Origin of the sequence: Laspinema olomoucense D3b, assembly GCF_025370785.1 — a bacterium.
GTDB classification, from domain to species: Bacteria; Cyanobacteriota; Cyanobacteriia; order Cyanobacteriales; family Laspinemataceae; genus Laspinema; species Laspinema olomoucense.
The window spans coordinates 63,782-85,363 of the sequence record NZ_JAMXFA010000007.1 but is presented as its reverse complement, the minus strand read 5'-3'; the positions used below and the strand labels follow the sequence as shown (position 1 = coordinate 85,363).

Sequence of the window (21,582 nt, the reverse complement as noted above, 5' to 3'; positions counted from 1 at the left end):
CTAATATCAATAACCCGGTTTTTCAACAAAGCCGGGTTATTGATATTAGGGCAATCTTGGGATGAAGGTGATCGCACCGAATCGAGGCGTGTCAAACGTCCCAGATACCAGTATGATAAAAAATTAGCAAAGCTTAAGAATTGAACTATATCTTAAAAGAGGGATCGTTTTGACTCAACATCCAGATGCGATCGCCCCCCACGGCGGTCACCTGATTAATCGGATCGTCAGCGCCGCTCAAAAGCAGGAATTTCTCGCCCAAGCCGAGACCATGCCTCGCCTGCAACTGAGCGATCGCGCACTCTGTGACCTTATCCTAATTGCTATTGGTGGTTTTAGCCCCCTGACGGGCTTCATGGATCAAAAAGATTATGATCCCGTCGTCACCGATATGCGCTTGGCGAATGGTCTCCCCTGGTCCGTTCCCATCACCCTGCCGGTGAGCGAAGAAATCGCTGAACCCTTGAAAGAAGGCAGTTGGGTGCGCTTAGATGACACTGAAGGCAAATTTGTAGGTGTCTTGGAACTCACCCAAAAATATCGCTACAACAAGGCTTTAGAAGCAGTTAACGTCTATCGCACTGAGGATCACAATCATCCCGGGGTCAAAGTCCTCTACGAACAAGGACCTATCAATCTAGCAGGACCGATTTGGTTACTCGATCGCGAAGCGCATCCCCAATTTCCTAATTACCAAATCGACCCGGCTCAATCTCGTGAACTGTTTCGGGAAAAAGGGTGGAAATCCATCGTTGCCTTCCAAACCCGCAACCCAATCCACCGCGCCCACGAATATATTACAAAATGCGCCTTGGAAAGTGTGGATGCATTATTCCTACATCCCTTAGTCGGCGTAACCAAAGGGGATGATATTCCCGCCGATGTCCGGATGCGCTGTTATGAAATTCTCATGGAAAAATATTATCCCAAAGACCGGGTAATTTTGGCAATTAACCCCGCAGCGATGCGCTATGCCGGACCTAGAGAAGCGATTTTCCACGCCTTGTTACGGAAAAATTACGGCTGTACCCATTTTATTGTGGGTCGGGATCATGCGGGCGTCGGAGATTACTACGGCACCTATGATGCTCAATATATTTTTGATGAGTTTGAACCCGGGGAATTAGGAATCGTGCCGATGAAGTTTGAGCACGCTTTCTTCTGTAAGTTGACCAAGAGTATGGCAACGACAAAAACGAGTCCAAGTACCCCGGATCAGCGGATTCACCTGTCAGGAACTAAGGTGCGGGAGATGCTGCGGAATGGGGAGTTACCTCCGCCGGAGTTTTCCCGTCCAGAAGTGGCGGCTGAACTCGCCCGGGCGATGCGGGTGGCAGTGGAGTCTTACTAAGTAAGCCCGGTTAGAGGAATCGCCGGGGTGGGAGGGGAAAATCACCGGGTTTCTGGTCCTCGGACCTAGGGACAAGGCGCTGCCTTGTTCTCCCCTCACCGTCAGGGGCGATCGCCGAACCATGAAACCGCAGTTAGAGCAAGGGCCAGCAAAATTCCTCCTTGTGGTTTTGACCGAGCGCGATGGAACGGGTATCATATACAAAGAGAATAAATAATTTTCGCCATCAAAATGGCGAACTAATCGCTAAAATTTGGCCGCTTGGTTCTTATGGGGAGACAGAAACCGCAGGAACACACAGAGCAAAAGAACCTCCGGAAAATATTAGAAGAAAACTGGCAAGTGCCAAGAAGATAGGGGCAAAATTGCCCAATAGAAAATGCCAAGTTTAGCTCTGTTTGCGGGACTCTCTTAACAACAGAATATAAAAAATTCGGGTTCCCGGAGAGGATATACCTCACTGAACCCTAGAGCGGTGGAGAGACAGGACGGGAAGGAAGACCCCACGGGCGATCGCAACGGATCCCGGTATCAAGGGCCTCTCCTGACCTAACTCCGGGAATGGACTCCCCAGGATTAGACCCAGATCCAACCGGGATGAGTCACCCCCGCAAAAAAGCTGCTCCTCGGATTGCCACAAGTCAATTCCGGTTTAAAAATAAGCGTTATAAGGGTAAGAAGGACAAGTTAGGGAATGGGACTGAAGCGACGAGAATTTTTACGCAGGGCAAGCGGCATCCTAGCCGGGTTGGGAATTAGTGAGTCCATCATCGGGAAATCTAGCCAGCGCTATTACCAAGCTTTGGCAGCACCCACCTCTGGCAAGTTGGCGTTGTTAGTGGGAATCAACGCCTATCCGGGCTTAAATGCCCTTTCCGGTTGTGTCACCGATGTGGAACTGCAACGGCAACTTTTGATATATCGGTTTGGGTTTAATCCTCGGGATATCGTCACCCTCACCGATGGACAAGCCACTCGTGCCAATATTGAAGAGGCATTTGTCAATCACTTAGGACAGCAAGCCACGAACGGGGATTTGGTGGTATTCCACTTTAGTGGATATGGTCGTCGGATTAATTGGGACCAATCCACCACGGGATTGCAAACGAGTTTGATGCCTGTGGATGGGGGAAGCGGAAGTGGGGGACAACCGGCCAATGACATTTTAGAGGCGACCCTCTGGGAACTGTTGCGATCGCTCAAAACCGACCGGGCGATCGCCGTCCTGGATACCAGCTACAGCTATCCGGGGACCAACCTTCAGGGAAATCTCCGAATTCGCTCCCAGCAAGGGGTGCCCACAGGCAATCCCAGTGATGCCGAACTCGCCTTTTTGGAAAGCATTAGCCCCAAACCTACCTTATTGTTTCCGCGATCGCCCTCCTCCCTGAAAGGGGTGGTTTTAGCGGCCTCCGGTGCTAATCAATTAGCCACGGAAGGGCGATGGAATGGGTTTAGTGCCGGAGTCTTTACTTATGCCCTCACTCAGCAATTGTGGTTAGCAACCCCAGCTAATACCCTGCAATCCAGCCTGCAGAAAGCCGCTGGTACGGTCCAGCAGATTGCGGGTTTTCCCCTGCAACAACCCCAACTTTTAAAAACCTTAGAAGCGCCACCGTCTGGGGAAAGGAACAATCCTCCCGATGAAACCTTACCGGATTTTGCCTTTAATCAACCCAGTGCCGAGGGTGCAATTACTGCCCTAGAAGACAACGGTCAAACCGCAGTTTTGTGGTTGGGAGGACTTCCGATCCAGGCGATCGAATCCTTAGAAGTCAGTTCAATTTTAACCCCGGTTCCTTTAGGCGGAACTGATGCGCCATCCTACCGCTTGCAGGTGCGATCGCGAGATGGATTAACCGTTAAAGCGCAACTTTTAGGGATTGAGAAATCAACACCGGAGTCTTCTCAACCCCTAGAAGTCGGTCAAGTCGTTCAAGAAGAAGTCCGGACGATCGCCCGGAACATCAACTTGACCATTGCCTTAGATGCAGGATTGCAACGGATTGAACGAGTGGACGCCACCAGTGCCTTTGCAGCAATTCCCCGAGTGACCACTGTGATTGCCGCCGAACAACCCGCCGACTATTTATTTGGGCGAGCTCAAGAGGCGATGTTTGCCCAACTGCCCAGTTCGGCTTTACCCATCATTCCCCCCGGCAGTTATGCGCTGTTTTCCCTGGGAAAAAACTTGCTGCTGAATACAATGGGAGAACAAGGAGAAGCGATTAAATCTTCTGCGCAAAGGTTAGTTCCGCAACTACAAACGTTACTGGCCAACAAATTATTGCGGTTGACGGCCAATGAAGGGTCTTCCCGCTTGGGAGTGCGGGTTAACTTGGAAACCCTGGGACCCGAAGCGAAGGCGATCGTGCAAAGGGAAACCCCTCGCGCCCCCTGGGAAGCCCCCAAGTTATCTGCGGTTCCCCGATCGCGCAATGGGAATAGTCCGTTAGGGATTCCTTTGGGGAGTCGGATTCGCTATCGAGCTTTTAATTATAGCGATCGCCCCCTGTACTGCCTGTTGTTTTCCTTAGATAACAGTGGTAATGCAGTGGTTCTCTATCCCTCTGATGAGGTGAACAGTTCCACTACGGGACAAACTCAGCCCAGCTTAGAACAAAATCTGCTGCTTCCCGGGGAAACTCTGACGATTCCTACAGGTTCGGGTACGGGATCCTGGGTGGTTCATGGTCAAGCGGGATTAACCGAAACTCAGGTGATTTTTTCATCCAGTCCTTTTGCTAAAACCTTTTCCGCCTTATCCGGTGTCCTGCGTCCCCAGGGAGATGCCCAACCCCTGATGCCAGTAACCAATTCCCTGGCGATCGCCCAAGCAATTTTACAGGACCTCCATACCGCCAGCATTGCCAGTCTCCCCAATGCCAGCACTTCCCCCGACCGTTGGGCGCTTCATGTAGATCACTGGGCCACTCTGAGCTTTATCTACCGGGCGATTTAACAGGGGGTGAGAAACCGAGTTTTTTACCCCCTCTTTGCCCATGCCTTCCAAATTTAGGCTAAAAACCCCGTTTCTTCTCCTGGGCAGCTCAATCTAGGTTAGAAACCGGGTTTTTTCCCCCATCTTTGCCCATGGGTCACAAATTGAGGCCAAAAACCCGGTTTCTTGGACGGTGGATCTAAACCTCGTTCGCTGGGGGAGATTAGGCCGAATGTTGTTTCTCTCGTTTCAGTTGTTCTCGTTCGATCGCCTCAAATAAAGCTTGGAAATTTCCTTCTCCAAATCCTGCCGCCCCCTCTCGACGCTCAATTACTTCAAAAAAGAAAGTGGGTTGTTCAAAAATCGGTTGAGTAAAGGTTTGCAGTAATAAGGAATCTGGGGTTTCAGGATGCCAATCGACTAAAATTTTTTTCCTTTGAATGTCCTGCCACTCGGCGGATCTTTCATCAAAACCAAGACGTTGGCGCAGGGTTCCATAATAGGTCGGTGGCACATCAATAAATGAAACTCCATTTTTTTGTAACTGAGTAACTGTTGCCAGAATATTATGGGTTTTTAAGGCAATATGCTGAATTCCTGGGCCTCGATTGAGATCTAAAAATTCTTGGACTTGAGAGGTATTAGAAGTGGGTTCATTAATGGGAAACTGCAGGGAACTTTGGGGAGAAATCATTACCTGAGAGTGCAATCCAGAGCGCTTTGTTTGGATATCAAAGGTTTGCTTCCCTTGAAATCCGAGAACCTTTTCATACCAGGAAAGAGCAGGTTTTAAATCTCCTTGTTCCACATTTAAAACAAAATGGTCAATATGGAGATAGAGGCTATTATGGAGTGGGATAGGGAGAGAGTTAGGGTGAAGGGTATTTTGGGGATCAGAGTAGATTGACTCTTCCGTGTTTTCCTCGTTCCAGAATGGATAAATCTCATGAGGAAGACTAGCGATCGCCCCATTGGAGTTACCCCGTTGAATTAAGGTATGACTCAGTTTTCCCCATCCGGCAATTTTTGCCCATTTTAAGGGCGGAAAAGAGAAGGGGTGTTCCTGTATGGGTTGTAAGACTTTTGCACCGGCAGCAGTCGCTTGATCCAAGCAGAATGCTAAATCCTGAACGGCAAAGGCAATATCCACGACTCCCGAAGGATGGCGATCGAGATATTGCGCCACAGGAGAAGCAACAGACAAGGGTGAAGAGAGTGCAAACCGGACTAAACCACTTTGAATCAGTTCTGTGTGAGTGTCGCTGTGGGTGAAACTGGCGATCGCTTCAAATCCTAAGCAATCTACGAACCAGTCCCGTTGTGCCGTAGCATCTTTAACGTAAAAGTGAATGTGCTCGATTTCCATGAATCCGATATCACTGCCCTCAATGACTTTAATGCCCTTTAATTTTACTCGTTTCCTCAAAAAACGGAGGGATTAAGGCGTTCTGGACAGTAGGGCGACTTGATATGCTTTTCCCATTTTTTTTAATTTAAATGCTTTAGATAAATCTATAAAATGGGTTAATTTTCCCTTGATTTGCAAGTGTTTCATAAGCTGGGTAATGGGAATTCCATAGAGGGCATTAAATTCACTCGCCAGGGAAGACAGAGGAATAGAATTTCCTGGAGAATTTTGGGTTAATCTGACCAGTAACTCTATTAAACATTGCTCTAAGTCTGCCGCTGTATTGATGACCGAAGAAGAGGGAGAAGTTATTCCCGGGGTCAGGGAGAACGCTTTAGGCGTATGAGGGTGTTTTTCCCGGATGATTACTTCACCCGTCTGGGGAGATGGGGTTAGGGTAAATCTGGAACTAGACTGTAAAAATTTACTAAAATTTCCCCCGAGTCCTAATTTTTTAATAATCCAATTGATATTTTGACCGTAGAGTTCTTTAAATTCTGAACCCAGCATTCCGGTGGAAATAGCCATTCCGGGATATTTCTGGTGCATGGAGGCGATCGCCCGTTCTAATGCCAGTTCGACTTCTTCTGTGCCATTAAACCCATTGTGAAGGGAACCCTGTGGCATTGTAGGGGTTTTTAAACTTATGGGTTGAGAGTCAAGTCCGGGACTTGATTTGAACTCTAAATAATCGAATAACGCAATGTAAAGTTCGGGATCTCCCGGGACTTGATGAACGACAAAATCATCCGGGCGATCGCAAAAGATATCCCGGGCTTTTTTCCCCGGTTCCGAGGCGATCGCCACTTGACTCAAGGGGATTTGATAACGGTCCTCGAACACCGCACAAACCCGGGAAAATTTAATCCACTGTTTGCCACTTCTTTTCTGTTCCCCTTGGAGAATCCCCTTGAACGTTTTAACGCATTCCTCTACAGAAAGAACCGGGCTAATGTGTTCCATTCCATAAGTCTGAGTTTTACCCGTCTGCGTGTTTAAAACCGTTAAAAGTTTCCCTTGTTTGCGAACTAAATAGACCGTTAAACCATGGGTTTGAAGCGTCGTACATAAATGAGTCATTACCCCATCCGAAGAACAAACCAACACCTCTTTTGCATTGGGATAGTGAACAAAAATAGATGACCCCACCGTTGCCATTTTCACATCTGCACTATCTTTTCCAGGCGGAACGTGAATCAGCTCATAATGACGTTTGTGGAGTTGAATATCTTTTTTTCCCATTCTTTGCCAATTGGCAAAAGCAATTTTAATTTGCAAATCATATTGACAAACTTGTTTTAAAAATTTTTCTGCTTCTTCATCTAAAGATAAATTTTCCGCATCTAAAAGTAAAATAGCAATCCCCCCCACCGCACAGTTGTTGAGCGCATTAAATTGGGCAGCCATTCCCAAAGACAGGGCTTCGGGCAGATTAAAGCCTAAGCGCAGGGCAAATTGTTCCAAGCTTTGAGTTTCAAGGTCTGATTGAACCGTAAGAGTCCCAGGTGAAAGGGCTGATTCAGCAGGGGGGATTGAATCGGGCAATGTAAGTAAGGTTTGAAAATTTTGGATTAATTCTAAAAATTCATAAGATACAAAAAATGGAGGCTTCATGAAAGCTTCTAACAATTTCATGAACTTATGAGCTAAAGTTGCTATATTCTGATTATTGTGGTGGAGTTGGATAGCAATTTTTTCGGCTAACTTGGCTGGGAATTCGGGGCGATGCCAGGAGTAATTTCTAAATTTTTCATTGAGCCATTCGGGATGGCGCTGATAGGCTATTACAAGGGTTTTAGAAATCAAACGACTTAATGGCGCGATCGCCTCTAATACCTGATTATCAGTCAAACTCGAATCGTCTCGCATAGCGATTCCCGTAGAAAGTGACAGTATTCCATCATAATAAAAGACGATAGCTCGATTGATGGATAAACATGGCACGAGATTTACGGGAATTCCTGAACCTCCTAGAAAATAGGGGACAACTCCGGCGGATTACCTCCTGCGTTGACCCGGATTTAGAGATAGCCGAGATTTCCAACCGGATGCTACAAGCCGGAGGACCAGCACTCCTGTTCGAGAATGTTAAAGGATCGACCCATCCCGTAGCAATCAACCTGTTAGGGACCGAGGAACGGGTTTGTTGGGCGATGAACATGGAAAAACCCCTGGAATTAGAGGAACTCGGCAGAAAACTGGCCCTCTTACAACAGCCTAAACCCCCGAAAAAAATTGCCCAGGCGGTAGAGTTTGGCAAAGTGCTCTTTGACGTCCTGAAAGCAAAACCTGGACGGGACTTTTTCCCCGCCTGTCAGCAAGTTGTCATTCACGGGGATGACTTAGACTTAAACCAGTTGCCCTTAATTCGTCCCTATTCCAAAGATGCGGGGAAAATCATCACCTTGGGATTAGTGATTACCAAAGATTGTGAGACGGGAACTCCTAATGTCGGGGTGTATCGCTTACAGTTGCAATCTCACAATACAATGACCGTGCATTGGCTATCGGTACGCGGTGGGGCCAGACATTTGCGAAAAGCCGCCGAACAGGGTAAAAAACTGGAAATTGCGATCGCCCTCGGTGTCGATCCCTTAATCATTATGGCCGCTGCCACCCCCATTCCTGTAGACCTTTCCGAATGGCTATTTGCCGGACTCTATGGCGGTTCTGGGGTTGCTTTGGCTAAATGCAAAACCGTGGATTTAGAAGTCCCAGCAGACTCAGAATTTGTCCTAGAGGGAACCATTACCCCGGGAGAAGTCCTCCCCGATGGACCCTTTGGCGACCACATGGGCTATTACGGTGGGGTTGAAGATTCCCCCCTGGTCCGCTTTCAATGTATGACCCATCGTCAAAATCCGGTTTATCTAACCACCTTTAGTGGACGTCCTCCCAAAGAAGAAGCCATGATGGCGATCGCCCTCAATCGCATTTATACCCCAATTTTGCGACAACAAGTCTCAGAAATTGTAGACTTTTTCCTACCAATGGAAGCCTTGAGTTACAAAGCGGCGATTATTTCCATTGATAAAGCCTATCCGGGCCAAGCTAGACGGGCCGCCTTAGCCTTTTGGAGTGCCTTACCCCAGTTTACTTACACCAAATTTGTAATTGTGGTGGATAAAGATATTAATATTCGTGACCCCCGACAAGTGGTTTGGGCCATTTCCTCTAAAGTTGACCCCGTGCGCGATGTCTTTATTTTACCCAATACTCCCTTTGATAGTTTAGATTTTGCCAGTGAAAAAATTGGCTTAGGCGGACGCATGGGTATCGATGCCACTACCAAAATTCCTCCCGAAACAGAACATGAATGGGGAGAACCGTTAGAGTCAGATCCCGAGGTCGCTGCAATGGTTAATCGCCGTTGGGCCGAGTATGGTTTAGCCGATTTAAAATTGGCCGAAGTTAATCCCAACTTATTTGGATATGAAATTAAGTAATGGTGTAAAATTCAACCAAATTGGAGGATGAAAACTTGCCTGACTTCTGTACAGTGTAAGCTTTAAAAACAAGGCCCGCCTGTGCGGGCTAATTAAAAAAATATTTTACAGCTAGATTGAGGATTAAGCTGCTCAAGTATTCTTAATAAAATGGGCAAAATAGAAATAACCGGAAAATTTTAGCGGACCCCTACCGACAGAGTGAAGACCCTACCTTGGCACTTCCCTCGAAATCGGATATCATCATTCTTAGAAAGAAAATATAATGGGCTGGTCATATCACTTGGGTGAGAAAATGGCATTGGGTCAAGAAGAATAAATTAAAGTCAGGGTTAATTTAAACGCCGGTTCGGTGGAGCAGAGTTACCCAATAATAACTAGGGGAGTCTCTCCACAAGCTGGGGAATACAGGGTTAAAAAATAACTAAGGTCCAGCCAACAGCATTAGGGTGAAGACAACCAGACCCAAACCGCATCTATCCCAAAATCATGAATGATTCTACGTCAATCTTCAATAGAGGTATAAACTCCTATGGGGAGATAGACCCGCTTTCAGGTGAGATTTCTCCGACTGCCAATCAGGAATCCCTGTCCGAGGAGGATGCACTGTGGCAGAGCCTGTTTGGGGATTTACCGGCGTCGTCGGAAGGGGAAAAAATTAGAATTTGGAAGGACAATTTAGAGTGTCTCAGCCGATGGGGGCGGGGGACGAAACTGTTAATCGCAGCGGTTGAACCCCAAAATTTCACCCTCTGTTATGGGAACCCCGCGTTATGTGAACTGGCGGGAATTCAGCCGAGTCTGGATCAACCCAGCCGGGGCGATCGCCAAATGTTGTTGCATCACTTGCTACAGGAGCGTCTGAGTGAACGCGATCGCCAGGGCCTGGAACAGTTATATCGGCGTCAGGTGCGGTTGCGAATTCTACGCGATCGCTATGGAATTGACCTCAACACTCAGGTGGGAGGGGATGAACCGGCGATCGTCAGCTTTCATAGCCCCAACTACGCAGAACCGAGAATGATCGAGTTTTGGGTGAATGCGGCAGGACTCAAAATTATCCCCCTCGATCCCGATCAAGACGAGTTTGCAGATTTACGCCTAGAACAGCACTCCCGACCCGAAAATTCAGAAAGCTTGACGAACCTCTCTACCCTAGAAAGCTTGGAACAACGAGTCTGCTGGGAGAATTATCGAGTCGAGGGATTACTTCTGCTAGAAGGGATAGATGTGACCATTCGGGAGAGCATTCGGCAGATTTCCCGATTACTGATTAGTACCCACTCGATTTTACGTCCCGATCGCTTTCGGCAAATTAATCAGCACCTCAAATCTCTGTTTAGATGTGACAACAGCTTTATCCTGAGTACCGAACGAGATCCCGTCCGCCTTTTTGTAGAAACCGAATCCAGAAACTTGAGCGTCACCAGTTATGCGCTGGACTCCCTCCAAGGGTCCCACTTCCGCCAAGCCGCAGAAGCTAATCGGATATGGAATGTCACGGATTTAAGTGCAGATTGGACCGGTCCCTGTGAAAAGCAACTGGTAGAGGCGGGGGTGCGTTCCTTATTATTGATTCCTCTGGTGGTGCAGGTGAGTGGCAATGATTCCGGATTAGCTCGGCGATCGCCTTCCCAATCTCAGCAAATGGTGGGATTAGTGGGGTTAACAAAGACTCATCCCCATCACTTCCATCCCATCGATATGCGCCGAGGAGAGGAACTGATTGCGCCGTTTACGGTGGCATTGCGACAAATTGTCCAACAACAGTTGACCCAATTTACCAACATTCATCCATCTGTAGAATGGCGGTTTATTCAAGAGTTAGAACGGCGCAGCTGGGGATTACCACCGGAGGCGATCGTCTTTGCCGAACTTTATCCTTTGTATGGCATCTCGGATATTCGCGGCTCCTCCGACGAGCGTAACCGAGCGATTGAAGCGGATTTAATCGAGCAGTTTCACTTAGGTTTAGCTGTGGTGGAAGCAGTTTGTGCCGCAGAGGAACAGAGTTTTGTTGAACAACTCAGGCTGGATCTGCTGGAACGAATTGAGGCGATCCAACGTGGGGTCACCGTGGATGGAGAAGTCACGGCGATCGAGTATTTGAAAGAGCATCTGGAAGGGTATTTTGACTATTTTTGTAACTGTTCGCCATTAGCAGCCGAGGCCGTGGCGACCTATCGAGCCGCTTGTGATAATGAACAGGAGTGCGTTTATGTGGCGCGATCGCGGTATGACGAGACCGTGAATCAAATTAATGCGCGCTTACGAGATACTTGGGAGATTTGGCAAGAGAAAATGCAGAAAATCATTCCTCATTACTGTGATGTGGAGTGTAGCGATGGCATTGATCACATGATTTATGCAGGAGCAGCGATTAATCCATCCTTTTCGCGCTTTCATTTGCACAGTTTACGCTATGAACAACTTCGGGCAATTTGTGATTGTGCTCGGGTGGCCTTGAGAATACAAGCAGATTACCAAACGACCCTGGAAGTGACTCATTTGGTTTTGGTACAAGATTGCACTGTGGATATTTTTCATGATGAAAAGACAGAGAGACTTTTTGATGTTAGGGGAACCCGGGATACTCGGTATGAAATTGTCAAAAAACGAATTGACAAGGGAGTAGAAGTGCAAACCGGCGATCGGATTACCCAACCGGGAATGTTAACCGTAGTCTACGCAACCAACAAGGAATGGGAAGAATATGAACAGTATTTACGCTATTTAGCCCGGGAAGGTTGGGTGGCCGAGAAGATTGACTTTGGCAATGTCGAACCTCAACCCGGAGTCTCTGGCCTCAAATTCGCCCGGGTTCGTATTCTTCCTGCACCGAATTCATTACCGGATCTGGCACTCAATGGTTCCCTATCCCCGGGTGAGTGAGGGGATGGCGATCGCCGTTCCCGATTCCACCCCCCTCTGGACACCCTAGAGGGAAAACAACCCGGTTTCTTCCTCCTCTCTTGACCCCTTCGCCACAAATAGAGGCCAAAACCCGGGTTTCTGGTCCTCTTTCTCTCCCTGTACCGATGATCTAGAACGCCGGTTGAGCCTGTGGGTTTTTGCTTTAACCTACGAGTACCGGATTTGGTATCAAAGAGCAAAAACCGGGTTTTTGGTCCCTGGGATCTAAAACTGTACTGATGATTTAGGAGGGCAGAAAAGATCCAGAGGAAAGATGGAACAGCTTACCCCCAGACTCCTTGAATTTGTGCCAGAGCGAACATACACAGAATCATCCATGACCCATGAGGCATCAAGGGTTGAGACCCACAGGGTTCCCCCTCTCCCTAGGATGAGTGCGGAAGTCCTAACCTCAGGATGGGGGTAAACCGTAACGCTCCTCTCAAGTCTGAGCGATTGACATTTAGTCGATTTTCCAACCTTCCTCGGGTAATAGACGGCAACCTTTCAATCCCACAGCGGGATTTTGACGATACTCTTCTTCTGGAATCCAAACATGGACCGTTAAATCAGCTCCTACCGAGTAGATGTATTCTGCATTGGGGTCGTAAGTCATGCTGACTTTGAGGTTAGAGAAATCATCTTCACAGATTTCAAAGCCGAAACGAACTACAATCTGGGCTACTAAGCACTCCGGTGTATCGTGGTATTCTCCAGCCGCCTCTCGTTCTTGGCAAAATTTACCCAGAAACGGTTTGAGAATGCGTCGAACTTTCTCCGGCGCTCCATTTCTACTGGCATAGATAATGGCCGGATTTCCTTCTACAACGATTTGACAGGGTATAGACATGGGTGTGATTCCTACTCGTTCGGAAACGGTGTCAAGACTTGCGATACCGTTATCAACATAATATTTTGGCCTAAAGCCACCCCGTGCCGTTCATTTAAACCGATGAAATTTTTACCAAGTCGTAAAAGACGACCCTCAATATAGCCGTTTTAACATCGATATCTATTCGTGAGTGGAGGATGATTGGGCGTGAATGCAGCAGAACAGGTTAAAAATTTTGAACTCGCCAGCAAGATTGCGGCAGTCGTTAATCTTTTTAAGTTACAGTTTCCTGACGTGCGGGCGGATTTGAAACCCTGGGTCAATGATCCCAATACCCAAGAACTGGTGGATCCGGATTCCATTGATATTGGATTTCACTTTCCCGGGTGGAGTCGCTCATTGCAAAGTCGAAGTATTTTGGTTCAGATTCGCTTCCATGAAGACCCCTTGGATGGCGATCACAGGGCGATCGGAGTCGAATCAGCCGGTTATGACCATCAAGGACAACAATGGCGATTTTCAACGGTGGAAAACTGGCGCTTTGTAGGGGCCACGGAGCCAGTGGCCGAGGTCCAGGACAAGTTAAAAACCTTTTGCCAGCAAACTTTTGAGTTGTTTAATGGGTAGTTTGGAAGATGGGGAAGATGGGGAAGATGGGGTGGATGGGGAAGATGGGGGAGATGGGGAAGATGGGGAAGATGGGACTAGAAGTGCTTCTCATGTCATGGCTCTGCCGTAGCACCGACCATTTGCCGCTTAAGCGCCTGCCTGGTTGGGGGACTGAAGGCCGAGCCTCCAAAGGGGCGTGACTCGGCTTCAGCTTTCTTCTACGAGGATATCTCCCCCATCTCCCCCATCTTCCCCTCTACCACCTTTTGGATTAAAGAGAAATCGCCTCTTCTTCCGGTGCTTCTAGTTCCCGACTGCCTCCATTATTGTAGTGCCTGCCATAGTCCCAGGCGCTGTTTTGTCCTTGAACACCATTAGCAATAATCCCCAGGACTCTAGTATTGCCAGTTTGCAGTTCAGCGATCGCTTGTTGGATGGCGGGTTTTTCGGTTTGACCCATGCTGACGACTAAACCGATTCCATCGGTATAGGCGGCTAACACTCGACCATCTACGACCCCCAGCAGCGGTGGGGTGTCATAAATCACCAGGTCAAATAAACTGTGCCATTGCTGCATCAGGTTGTGCATCTTTTCAGAGGACAACAACCGGATGGGGTCTGGGGGTGTAGCACCGGCGGTGAGGATGAAGAGATTGGGTTCCACAGGCGATCGCTGAATGGCCTCATTCATATCCATTTCCGTAGCAATCAAATGGGTTAACCCTTGACGGTTGGGTAATCCCAATCGTTTGTGGACTTGGGGCCAGCGCAAGTCTGCATCCACCAGTAAAACCCGCTGTCCCATTGAGGCAGCAGCTTCGGCGAGATTGACTGCCACCGTGGATTTACCTTCTGCGGGAATCGCAGAGGCGATCGCCACTGAGCGCAGGGGTTTACCAGGAGTCAAGAAGCGGATATTGGCATTCAATGCTCGGAATGCTTCTAAAAAACCAAAATCGCGGACATCTTGGAAGGCAGCACCCCCACGAGCATCAGCAGAGGGGAGGGCCACGGAGCGATCGCTCGCAGGTATCAGCCCTAAAATCGGCAAGCGCGTCGCATCTTTTAAGTCTTCAGGAGAATGGAAGACATTATCCAAGCGCTCTGCTAATAATGCCGCCCCAAATCCCAACATTAATCCCAACATTGCCCCTAAAACCAGGTTCCGGGGCATATTCGGAGAAACGGGTACTGGATTTCCATCTGCATCCCGAGGAATCGTCGGTTGGGAAATCACTTCCCAAGGGACCTCTCGTTCTGCTGCATCCACCCGCAACCCTTCCCTACGGGCTAATAATTCGGTGAGGGTGGTGTTAGCAATTTGGAGCTCTCGTTGCAAATCCGTGTACTGGCGGAGAATAATCGGAAATTGTTCGCGGTATTCGCTTAACATTTTCGCTGCTTCCCCAAGCACTTGATTTCGGACTTGGAGGACTTGAATTTGGCTGGCAGCTTTGACCATTTCCTGAATCAAGCCCGTGCGAACCGAGTTTTGGAAGGGAGCTTGGGGGTTACCCACTACGCCGCCTGGTAACTGACTCCCTAACACTTCTGAAGCTTCCTGTCCTAACAGTAACTCAATAGTTCGTCGCTCTTCTAAGAGAACTTGAACTTGGGGTGAGTTTGGGGTAAACCGCGTTGATTCAGTGGCAATTTGATTTTCGAGTTCTTTGAGGCGAGTGAGTCGAGCTTGATAGGTGGGAGCTTCACTTAGAACTGAAGCGGCGATCGCTGTACCGGGTTCGAGTCCGATTTGTCGGCGCAACGTTTCATAGAGTTGTTGCTGTTGAACCAGTTGAGCTTGGGCGTCTAAAAGCTGGTCGTCTAGTTTGGTGAGTTGTTGAGCCAGTTGTTCCCCTTGTAACTCGGGTTCAATAAGGTTGTACTGCTGCCGAAATTTCTGGAGTTGTTCTTGCAGGGTATCCACCCGCTGCCGCAGTTGCGGGAGTTGGTCTTCAATAAATTGAATCCCCTGACTAATATTGCTCTTGCGGTCTTCTAAGCTGTATCGCAGGTAAGAATTTTGGAGCGTTTCCAAGACAAATTGAATTTTCTCCGGTTCAGCATCTCGGTACCGGACTTCGAGAATTTTAGTAGTTTTATTGAAGCGATCGAGCGATAGAGGCGAGCCTTCACCACCGATCATCGAGTTATACTCCAGTTCGGGATAGCGAGCTTGGATCTGCTGAATGATGGGGTCCATCAGCTTGGGACTTTGTAAAACCGCTAGTTGGCTCTCATAATCTAAGCCCGAACCTTGCCCTTGGACAAGCTGTCCTCCCAGACCCCCGACCATAGATGAAATCCGAGAAAAATTATCATCCTGACTGGTGACTGGCTCCACTAGAATTTGGAAATTGCCTTCATACTCTGGGGTTTGGTTAGCAGTCCAGACAGCAACACCACCTGTGACGAGAGTCGCAACGCCCAGAATCACAAAGGCTCGACGACGAATCACGGCAAATAGCTGACCGAGGTCCAACTCTTCCTCATCTGGATCCTGGTATTCAGCCATATAAGGCATCGGCACGAACTGTGACGGATTGCCTGGGTGGTGAAGAGTTAACGGCTGAGGATTGGGTGCGCTCTCCATGTCAATCTCTGGTGATGGTGTATTCCTTCGTATCGTAGCAGTCCCGTTAGAGGATTGTGCCATGAATCAGGATAGGTTATTAGAGAACTGGAGAGAGCCAGCACTCAACCCTCCCTTGAAAGTTCCTAAAACCCTTGTAGGGGATGAGATAAAAGGGACCCGAAATAGGGTTTCTTGATCCGATTGGTTGCTGATTAGCAGAGATTTGGTCAAAAAACCCGCTTTGTCGTCCCAATACCGTCCCGACTCCCTAGAACAGATTAAAAAATCGCAAGATTCCAAACAGCGAAAATACAGAATTGGTCACCTGCCCGACGGGGCCGATTCTATCTCCGAATCTGGCTAAACCGGTACGCCCAACCACAATCACATCATTATTTCGGAGGATGGGGTTAGTCGCTTCATCAAGTCCCTGAGCAAAATCAATGGGAATGGTTTGCCGAGACACGGTGCCGTTGGGGTTTAAACGAATCAGTTCCACCTCATCTTTTGCTGCCCGGGTATTATTAAATCCTCCCGCTACCAAAATTGCTTGGTTTAAGGAAGCATTCGGGGGTAATTCCACCAACCCTGGTTGCTGAATTTCACCCACCATATTGACTTGAATCCGGTTGGGCGAGAAACTGGCTGTCGCCACTCTGGGGGCTTCTGCTAAATCAATATTCGTGGCCGTTTGTACTACAATCGTATCCCCTTGTTGCAGAAGAACATCTTGGTTTAGATTACCATTCTCCAAGAGTTCCCAAAGATTGACATCAATAATTTGTTGGGTGCCATTGTTGCGTTGCCGCAGCACTTGAATCCGCCGAATATCCGCAGTTGGGGTGATGCCTCCCGCAATTTTAATGGCTCGGGTAACCGTAGGAAGTCCTACAATTGCACCTCCCGTACTGGCTGTAGTCAAATTCTGCGCTTCTCCGGTAGCGCTGACATCTTCCCCTGAAACTGTATAAGTTCCTGGACGGTTAACCTCTCCAACGATCGCAATATTCAGGGGGGTAGAGGTATTCGCGGCAAAGTTAGCTGTGGCGATGCGAACGGTTTCTATTTGATTGGGGTTACTCGCCGTTGGCACTTCAATGGTATCCCCTTGTTGGAGGATGATATCCTGACTGAAATCCCCGCGATCGAGCATTTCCCACAGATTCACCACAATCGTTTGCGGAGAACCAGCTTTTGGGCGACGGTTGACTCGGATTTCGCGAATATCTGCGGATAAGGTGACTCCCCCGGCAGTTTGCAAGGCACGGGTGACGGTGAGGAGTCCACCCGACTCATCCACTCGGGTCACAGTGTAGGAGCCTGGACGAGCAACTTCCCCGGACACTGCAATATTGACAGGTTGATTTGGACTTCCTGCAAAACTGGCTTCAGCTAATAGGGTAGATTCTGTAGCATTAAAGCCCGTGCCCGTAGGGACATAAATGGTATCCCCTTGTTGGAGAATGATATCTTGACTGAGATCTCCTTCCCGGAGCAAGGCCCAGAGGTTGACCGGGATCCGTCGTGCTGGACCCGCCTGGGGTTGCCTCAAAACTTGAATTTCGCCTAGCTGTGCTGATTGTGTAACGCCACCAGCAGTTTCTAAAGCTCGGGTTACGGTTAACAGTCCCCCTGTCTCATCCATTCGGGTGACGGTGTAGGAACCGGGTCGGCTCACTTCACCGACTACAGCAATATTGACAGGTTGGGTGGGGTCCCCGGCAAAATTAGCCTGGGCTAACCGCGAGGATTCGACTGGGCTAAATCCACTGCCTGTGGGTACATAAATCGTATCCCCTTGTTGGAGAATAATATCTTGGCTGATATCTCCATTTAGGAGTTGCCACAGGTTCACCGATAGGATTTGGGCGGGCCCAGATTTCGGTTGTCGTCGCACCTGAATCTGACCAACCTCTGCCGATTGGGTCACCCCTCCAGCAGTTTGTAAGGCCCGGGTTAGGGTCAGGAGTCCCCCGGTTTCAGCGTCTCCCGCTACGGTGTAGGAACCGGGTTTATTAATTTCCCCGACTACGGCGATATTGATCGGTTGAGAGGAATCCCCGGAAATGCTGGCCTCGGCAAGCTGACGCGCATCGTTGGCGTTAATGTTGGGATCCGGAGGAATAAAGATAGTGTCACCATCACGAATCGTCACATCTTGGCTGAGATCCCCCAACTGGACTAGGGTAGTGAGGTCGATGGTAATGAGTTGATTTGGCCCCCCTCTAGTCCGTCGTAGAAGCTGCACCTGGCGAATATTTGCGGTGGAGGTAATCCCTCCGGCCAGTTCAATCGCCGTAGTGATTGTGGGCCTGGGGCTACCGGCTTCATTTAGGCCGATGATATAGGAACCAGGTCTTCTGACTTCTCCAGAAATTCCCACTTGAACAGGACGACGCTCCATTACGGAGATAGTCAGGAACTCTGGTCGTTGCAGGTAGGGGGCATAGAGGTTTCTAAGTCTACTGGCTGCTTGCTCTAAGGTTAGCCCTTCTACTGAAACTCTGCCGACCAAGGGGAGATTTAAGGTGCCATCGACTAAGACTTGGTGTTGACCATTTTCTCCGCTGTATTCGGGGACGTTAAAAATATCAATTTGAATGCGATCGCCAGGACCGAGGGTATAAGCTTCTTGGAAGACTCCTCCCTGGGCTAAGAGTAGGGGTTCTTGTCCCAGTGGTACGGAGGGCTGCGCAATCGCTGGGAGTGCTGTGGTCAGGGCGATCAACATTGAGAAGGTCAACCCGGAGATTGAGTGGGCGATCGGCTGACTGAGGTCCTGTGTGCTAGACCAGGGATGGGAATGAGATGGAGTAGAAAAGGACTCTGCACTGACCATATTTTTTAAAATGGATTGTCGCTTAAGAATTTATGTAGGGAAATCGGAATTGAGCAACGATGGGGGATATAAGAACCCCTGCTGTTTTCTGGGGTCATGCCCGAGCAATTAACTCGGGGAATCGATGGGGTGACCTCAACCCGGGGGAGGTCGGATAGCCAAATCCGGGGAACACAGGGCGATCGGTATCACAGACTTGAACACCCTTAATTTGACCCAGATCGACGGTTTCATCCCATTCTACAGTCAACGATTTTTCCCTCCTGAAGCCTAGGCTTGAAGATAGGTTCTCAAACGATGCGTAATTCCTGTAGGACTGTTACGGTAGAGTAACGCTATCACTGCCAGCCCCTCTTCCGTCTACAGGTAGACTCGATAACACCGTTGCTTCATTTTTGCCAGAGCCATTCAATTTGGAAGCGCCAATCCCCTTGGGTTCTTCTAAAGGGGAGCGGGATGTTAACCGAGGAGACCGAAAAGCTAGAGAGGAAGGCTGATACTCGGGAACTAAGCGTTGCAATTCGGCGCGAATGGCTACCACATCATCGGTGCGAGTTTTTTGCACCAGGGCCTCTAAAAGGGGCTGTAAAAATTCCCAGTGAATTTTCGCTTCTTGGGCGCAGAAGATTTTAGGATGTTGAGTCGGTCTGGCTTTAGCACTATCGACTAATAATTCTTCGTGTAGTTTTTCTCCCGGTCTTAAGCCGGTAATTTTAATATCAATATCCTTTCCGGGGACTAACCCACTCAACTGAATCATCTGCAGGGCTAAATCATAAATCCGCACAGGTTCACCCATATCTAACAAGAAGATTTCCCCGCGTTTTCCCATTGCTCCTGCCTGAATCACTAAGCGGGCGGCTTCGGGGATAGACATAAAATAACGAGTCATCTCCGGATGGGTGACGGTGATGGCTTGACCCTCAGCGATTTGCTTGCGGAATCGGGGAACCACTGAACCACTACTATCGAGAACGTTGCCAAACCTCACGATGGTAAAGCGGGTGGAAATCCCCGATCGCTCCGCTAAAGCTTGGACAATCAGTTCCGCCACGCGTTTGCTGGCCCCCATGATATTAGTGGGACGAACGGCTTTATCTGTGGAAATCAACACAAAATTAGCGACCCCACAGTCGATCGCACAGCGAACTGTGGTCCAGGTCCCGACCACGTTATTGATAATTCCCGGAGAAGGATTCGCTTCGACTAAGGGAACGTGCTTATAGGCTGCTGCATGATAAATGGTATCCACCTGATATTTTGTCAGCACTCCAGTCAGCCGCTTCTCATCATTGACTGAACCCAACCAAGCCACACGCTTGAGGGTAGGATAAGCTTCAGCTAATTCCATATCAATGCTATAGAGGGCAAATTCGCCCAATTCATAAAGCACCAAACATTTCGGCTGTTGTTGAGCAATTTGACGGCACAATTCCGAGCCAATTGACCCCCCAGCCCCAGTGACCAAAACCGTTTTGCCGGTGATATTCATCCGCAGCAATTCTGGATCGGGGATGACTTCTTCCCGCCCGAGGAGGTCCGCTATATCAATATTTCTAATTTCACTAATGGAGACCTGACCGGATAAAATTTCGCCAATACAGGGAACGGTTTTGACCGGCAGGGATAGAAACTGTAAGCCTTCTAAAATTTGCCGCTTTCTGATGCGATCGACCGAAGGCATTGCTAATAAAATAGTATCAAAAGGCTTTTGGAGTTGGAGTCTTGGTAATGTGGTGGGAGAGTAAACCGGGAGCCCCTGAATATTCTGATTGGCTAAAGAGGGGTCATCATCCACAAAAGCAACGGGTTGGTAGCTGGGGTGATGAGCGAGGGATTGAGCCAGTTGCGACCCAGCCGAACCAGCGCCATAAATTACAATCCTTTCCGGGGTTTGATTTTGCCGAGGTAGACCGATAAGGGCATTCACCAACCACCGGAGAGACAGACGCACTCCAACCACCAACAATAGGGTGAGTAGGGCATCGTTGAGGAGTACCGATCTCGGGAGTTGTAGGAACTCAAATAAATAGGCGAGCAGGACAAAGGCTCCCGAACTGAACAGGACCGCTTTGGTAGCTGTTAATAAAAATTCCAAGCCTGCATACCGCAGCACTGGGCGGTACATTCCCGTCACCAGGAAGACCAAGGGCTTGATCACGATTAGAAGCAGAATCAGCCACAGATAGGGCCAGGTTTGTTGAACAGGAAACAGATCGCTGAATCGGAGTCCAAATGCCCCATAAATGGCGACCAGAAAGACTGCTGTATCCAGACTCAACAGGATCAGACGTTTCTGGGGCCTTGAGAGAGAAGCAGCGGCGGACTGAAAGGCAGTCCCTAGGTTGTTTATCAGCCAGTTTTGGGTCATGGGAACAGTATAAATTCCATAACGCTCGTTATGCTTGGACTGGGATCCGTGGGATTTGAGAGCAACTTTCATAGAGATCTATGAATTTCCCGGATTGCTGAGAGTTCCCTCAATCCCCGATTAACGGATCCAGACGTGGGGGTAAGGGGCGATTTGCAACAAATCTTTAAAACTCTGTTGATTATAGGGGATTGTTACTAGGTTGGGAACTTTTGCCTGCACCCTATCCCGCTGAGGTGGAGCCATCAGAACCGAGCCTCTTTGACACAGGCTCATCCCACTCATCGTTAGTTCTAC

12 protein-coding genes are annotated in these 21,582 nt (G+C 48.8%); 5 read left to right on the top strand and 7 right to left on the bottom strand.

Annotated elements, in window-relative coordinates; translation table 11 throughout:
• The first annotated feature begins 169 nt into the window (after positions 1 to 169).
• Positions 170 to 1,351, top strand: a complete 1,182-nt coding sequence (gene sat / locus NG792_RS06940; protein ID WP_261196606.1) for a sulfate adenylyltransferase — start codon at positions 170 to 172, stop codon at positions 1,349 to 1,351.
• A 694-nt stretch (positions 1,352 to 2,045) separates the two neighbouring features.
• Positions 2,046 to 4,313 (top strand): caspase family protein, encoded by a 2,268-nt coding sequence (locus tag NG792_RS06935; RefSeq protein WP_261234928.1) that lies wholly within the window; start codon positions 2,046 to 2,048, stop codon positions 4,311 to 4,313.
• A gap of 202 nt (positions 4,314 to 4,515) precedes the next feature.
• Here the strand turns inward: NG792_RS06935 and NG792_RS06930 are convergent, their stop codons facing one another.
• Both NG792_RS06930 and NG792_RS06925 read right to left on the bottom strand, forming a co-directional pair.
• Positions 4,516 to 5,658, bottom strand: a complete 1,143-nt coding sequence (locus NG792_RS06930) for a 4-hydroxyphenylpyruvate dioxygenase family protein (RefSeq protein ID WP_261196604.1) — start codon at positions 5,656 to 5,658, stop codon at positions 4,516 to 4,518.
• A gap of 72 nt (positions 5,659 to 5,730) precedes the next feature.
• Complete coding sequence (locus NG792_RS06925; protein ID WP_261234927.1) at positions 5,731 to 7,569, bottom strand: NYN domain-containing protein; 1,839 nt, start codon at positions 7,567 to 7,569, stop codon at positions 5,731 to 5,733.
• Between the two features lie 68 nt (positions 7,570 to 7,637).
• Here NG792_RS06925 and NG792_RS06920 point away from each other — a divergent pair, with 68 nt between their 5' ends.
• Entirely contained in the window at positions 7,638 to 9,146 is a 1,509-nt protein-coding gene (locus NG792_RS06920) for a UbiD family decarboxylase (RefSeq protein ID WP_261196602.1), read from the top strand.
• Positions 9,147 to 9,635: 489 nt separating this feature from the next.
• Entirely contained in the window at positions 9,636 to 12,038 is a 2,403-nt protein-coding gene (locus NG792_RS06915) for a GAF domain-containing protein (RefSeq protein ID WP_261196601.1), read from the top strand.
• A gap of 484 nt (positions 12,039 to 12,522) precedes the next feature.
• On the opposite strand, the gene NG792_RS06910 is transcribed toward NG792_RS06915, so the two are convergent.
• Positions 12,523 to 12,909, bottom strand: a complete 387-nt coding sequence (locus tag NG792_RS06910) for a histidine kinase (protein ID WP_261196600.1) — start codon at positions 12,907 to 12,909, stop codon at positions 12,523 to 12,525.
• A gap of 189 nt (positions 12,910 to 13,098) precedes the next feature.
• Here NG792_RS06910 and NG792_RS06905 point away from each other — a divergent pair, with 189 nt between their 5' ends.
• Complete coding sequence (locus NG792_RS06905; protein WP_261196599.1) at positions 13,099 to 13,518, top strand: Tery_1686 family protein; 420 nt, start codon at positions 13,099 to 13,101, stop codon at positions 13,516 to 13,518.
• Between the two features lie 253 nt (positions 13,519 to 13,771).
• Here NG792_RS06905 and NG792_RS06900 read toward each other — a convergent pair whose 3' ends face one another.
• The 4 genes from NG792_RS06900 to NG792_RS06885 form a co-directional block, all read right to left on the bottom strand.
• Complete coding sequence (locus tag NG792_RS06900) at positions 13,772 to 16,015, bottom strand: GumC family protein (RefSeq protein ID WP_261234926.1); 2,244 nt, start codon at positions 16,013 to 16,015, stop codon at positions 13,772 to 13,774.
• A 328-nt stretch (positions 16,016 to 16,343) separates the two neighbouring features.
• On the bottom strand, positions 16,344 to 18,914 hold the full coding sequence (locus NG792_RS06895) for an SLBB domain-containing protein (RefSeq protein ID WP_261234925.1): 2,571 nt from the start codon (positions 18,912 to 18,914) through the stop codon (positions 16,344 to 16,346).
• Positions 18,915 to 19,008: 94 nt separating this feature from the next.
• Complete coding sequence (locus NG792_RS06890; protein WP_261234924.1) at positions 19,009 to 19,164, bottom strand: hypothetical protein; 156 nt, start codon at positions 19,162 to 19,164, stop codon at positions 19,009 to 19,011.
• Between the two features lie 69 nt (positions 19,165 to 19,233).
• On the bottom strand, positions 19,234 to 21,357 hold the full coding sequence (locus NG792_RS06885; protein WP_261234923.1) for a polysaccharide biosynthesis protein: 2,124 nt from the start codon (positions 21,355 to 21,357) through the stop codon (positions 19,234 to 19,236).
• Positions 21,358 to 21,582 lie beyond the last annotated feature (225 nt).

What these genes read in the sequence shown, in the direction of transcription:
- NG792_RS06935 (WP_261234928.1), top strand. Translation starts at nt 2,046, where the DNA reads ATGGGACTGAAGCGACGAGAATTTTTACGCAGGGCAAGCGGCATCCTA.
- NG792_RS06930 (WP_261196604.1), bottom strand. Translation starts at nt 5,658, where the DNA reads ATGGAAATCGAGCACATTCACTTTTACGTTAAAGATGCTACGGCACAA.
- NG792_RS06925 (WP_261234927.1), bottom strand. Translation starts at nt 7,569, where the DNA reads ATGCGAGACGATTCGAGTTTGACTGATAATCAGGTATTAGAGGCGATC.
- NG792_RS06920 (WP_261196602.1), top strand. Translation starts at nt 7,638, where the DNA reads ATGGCACGAGATTTACGGGAATTCCTGAACCTCCTAGAAAATAGGGGA.
- NG792_RS06915 (WP_261196601.1), top strand. Translation starts at nt 9,636, where the DNA reads ATGAATGATTCTACGTCAATCTTCAATAGAGGTATAAACTCCTATGGG.
- NG792_RS06910 (WP_261196600.1), bottom strand. Translation starts at nt 12,909, where the DNA reads ATGTCTATACCCTGTCAAATCGTTGTAGAAGGAAATCCGGCCATTATC.
- NG792_RS06900 (WP_261234926.1), bottom strand. Translation starts at nt 16,015, where the DNA reads ATGGCTGAATACCAGGATCCAGATGAGGAAGAGTTGGACCTCGGTCAG.
- NG792_RS06895 (WP_261234925.1), bottom strand. Translation starts at nt 18,914, where the DNA reads ATGGTCAGTGCAGAGTCCTTTTCTACTCCATCTCATTCCCATCCCTGG.
- NG792_RS06885 (WP_261234923.1), bottom strand. Translation starts at nt 21,357, where the DNA reads ATGAAAGTTGCTCTCAAATCCCACGGATCCCAGTCCAAGCATAACGAG.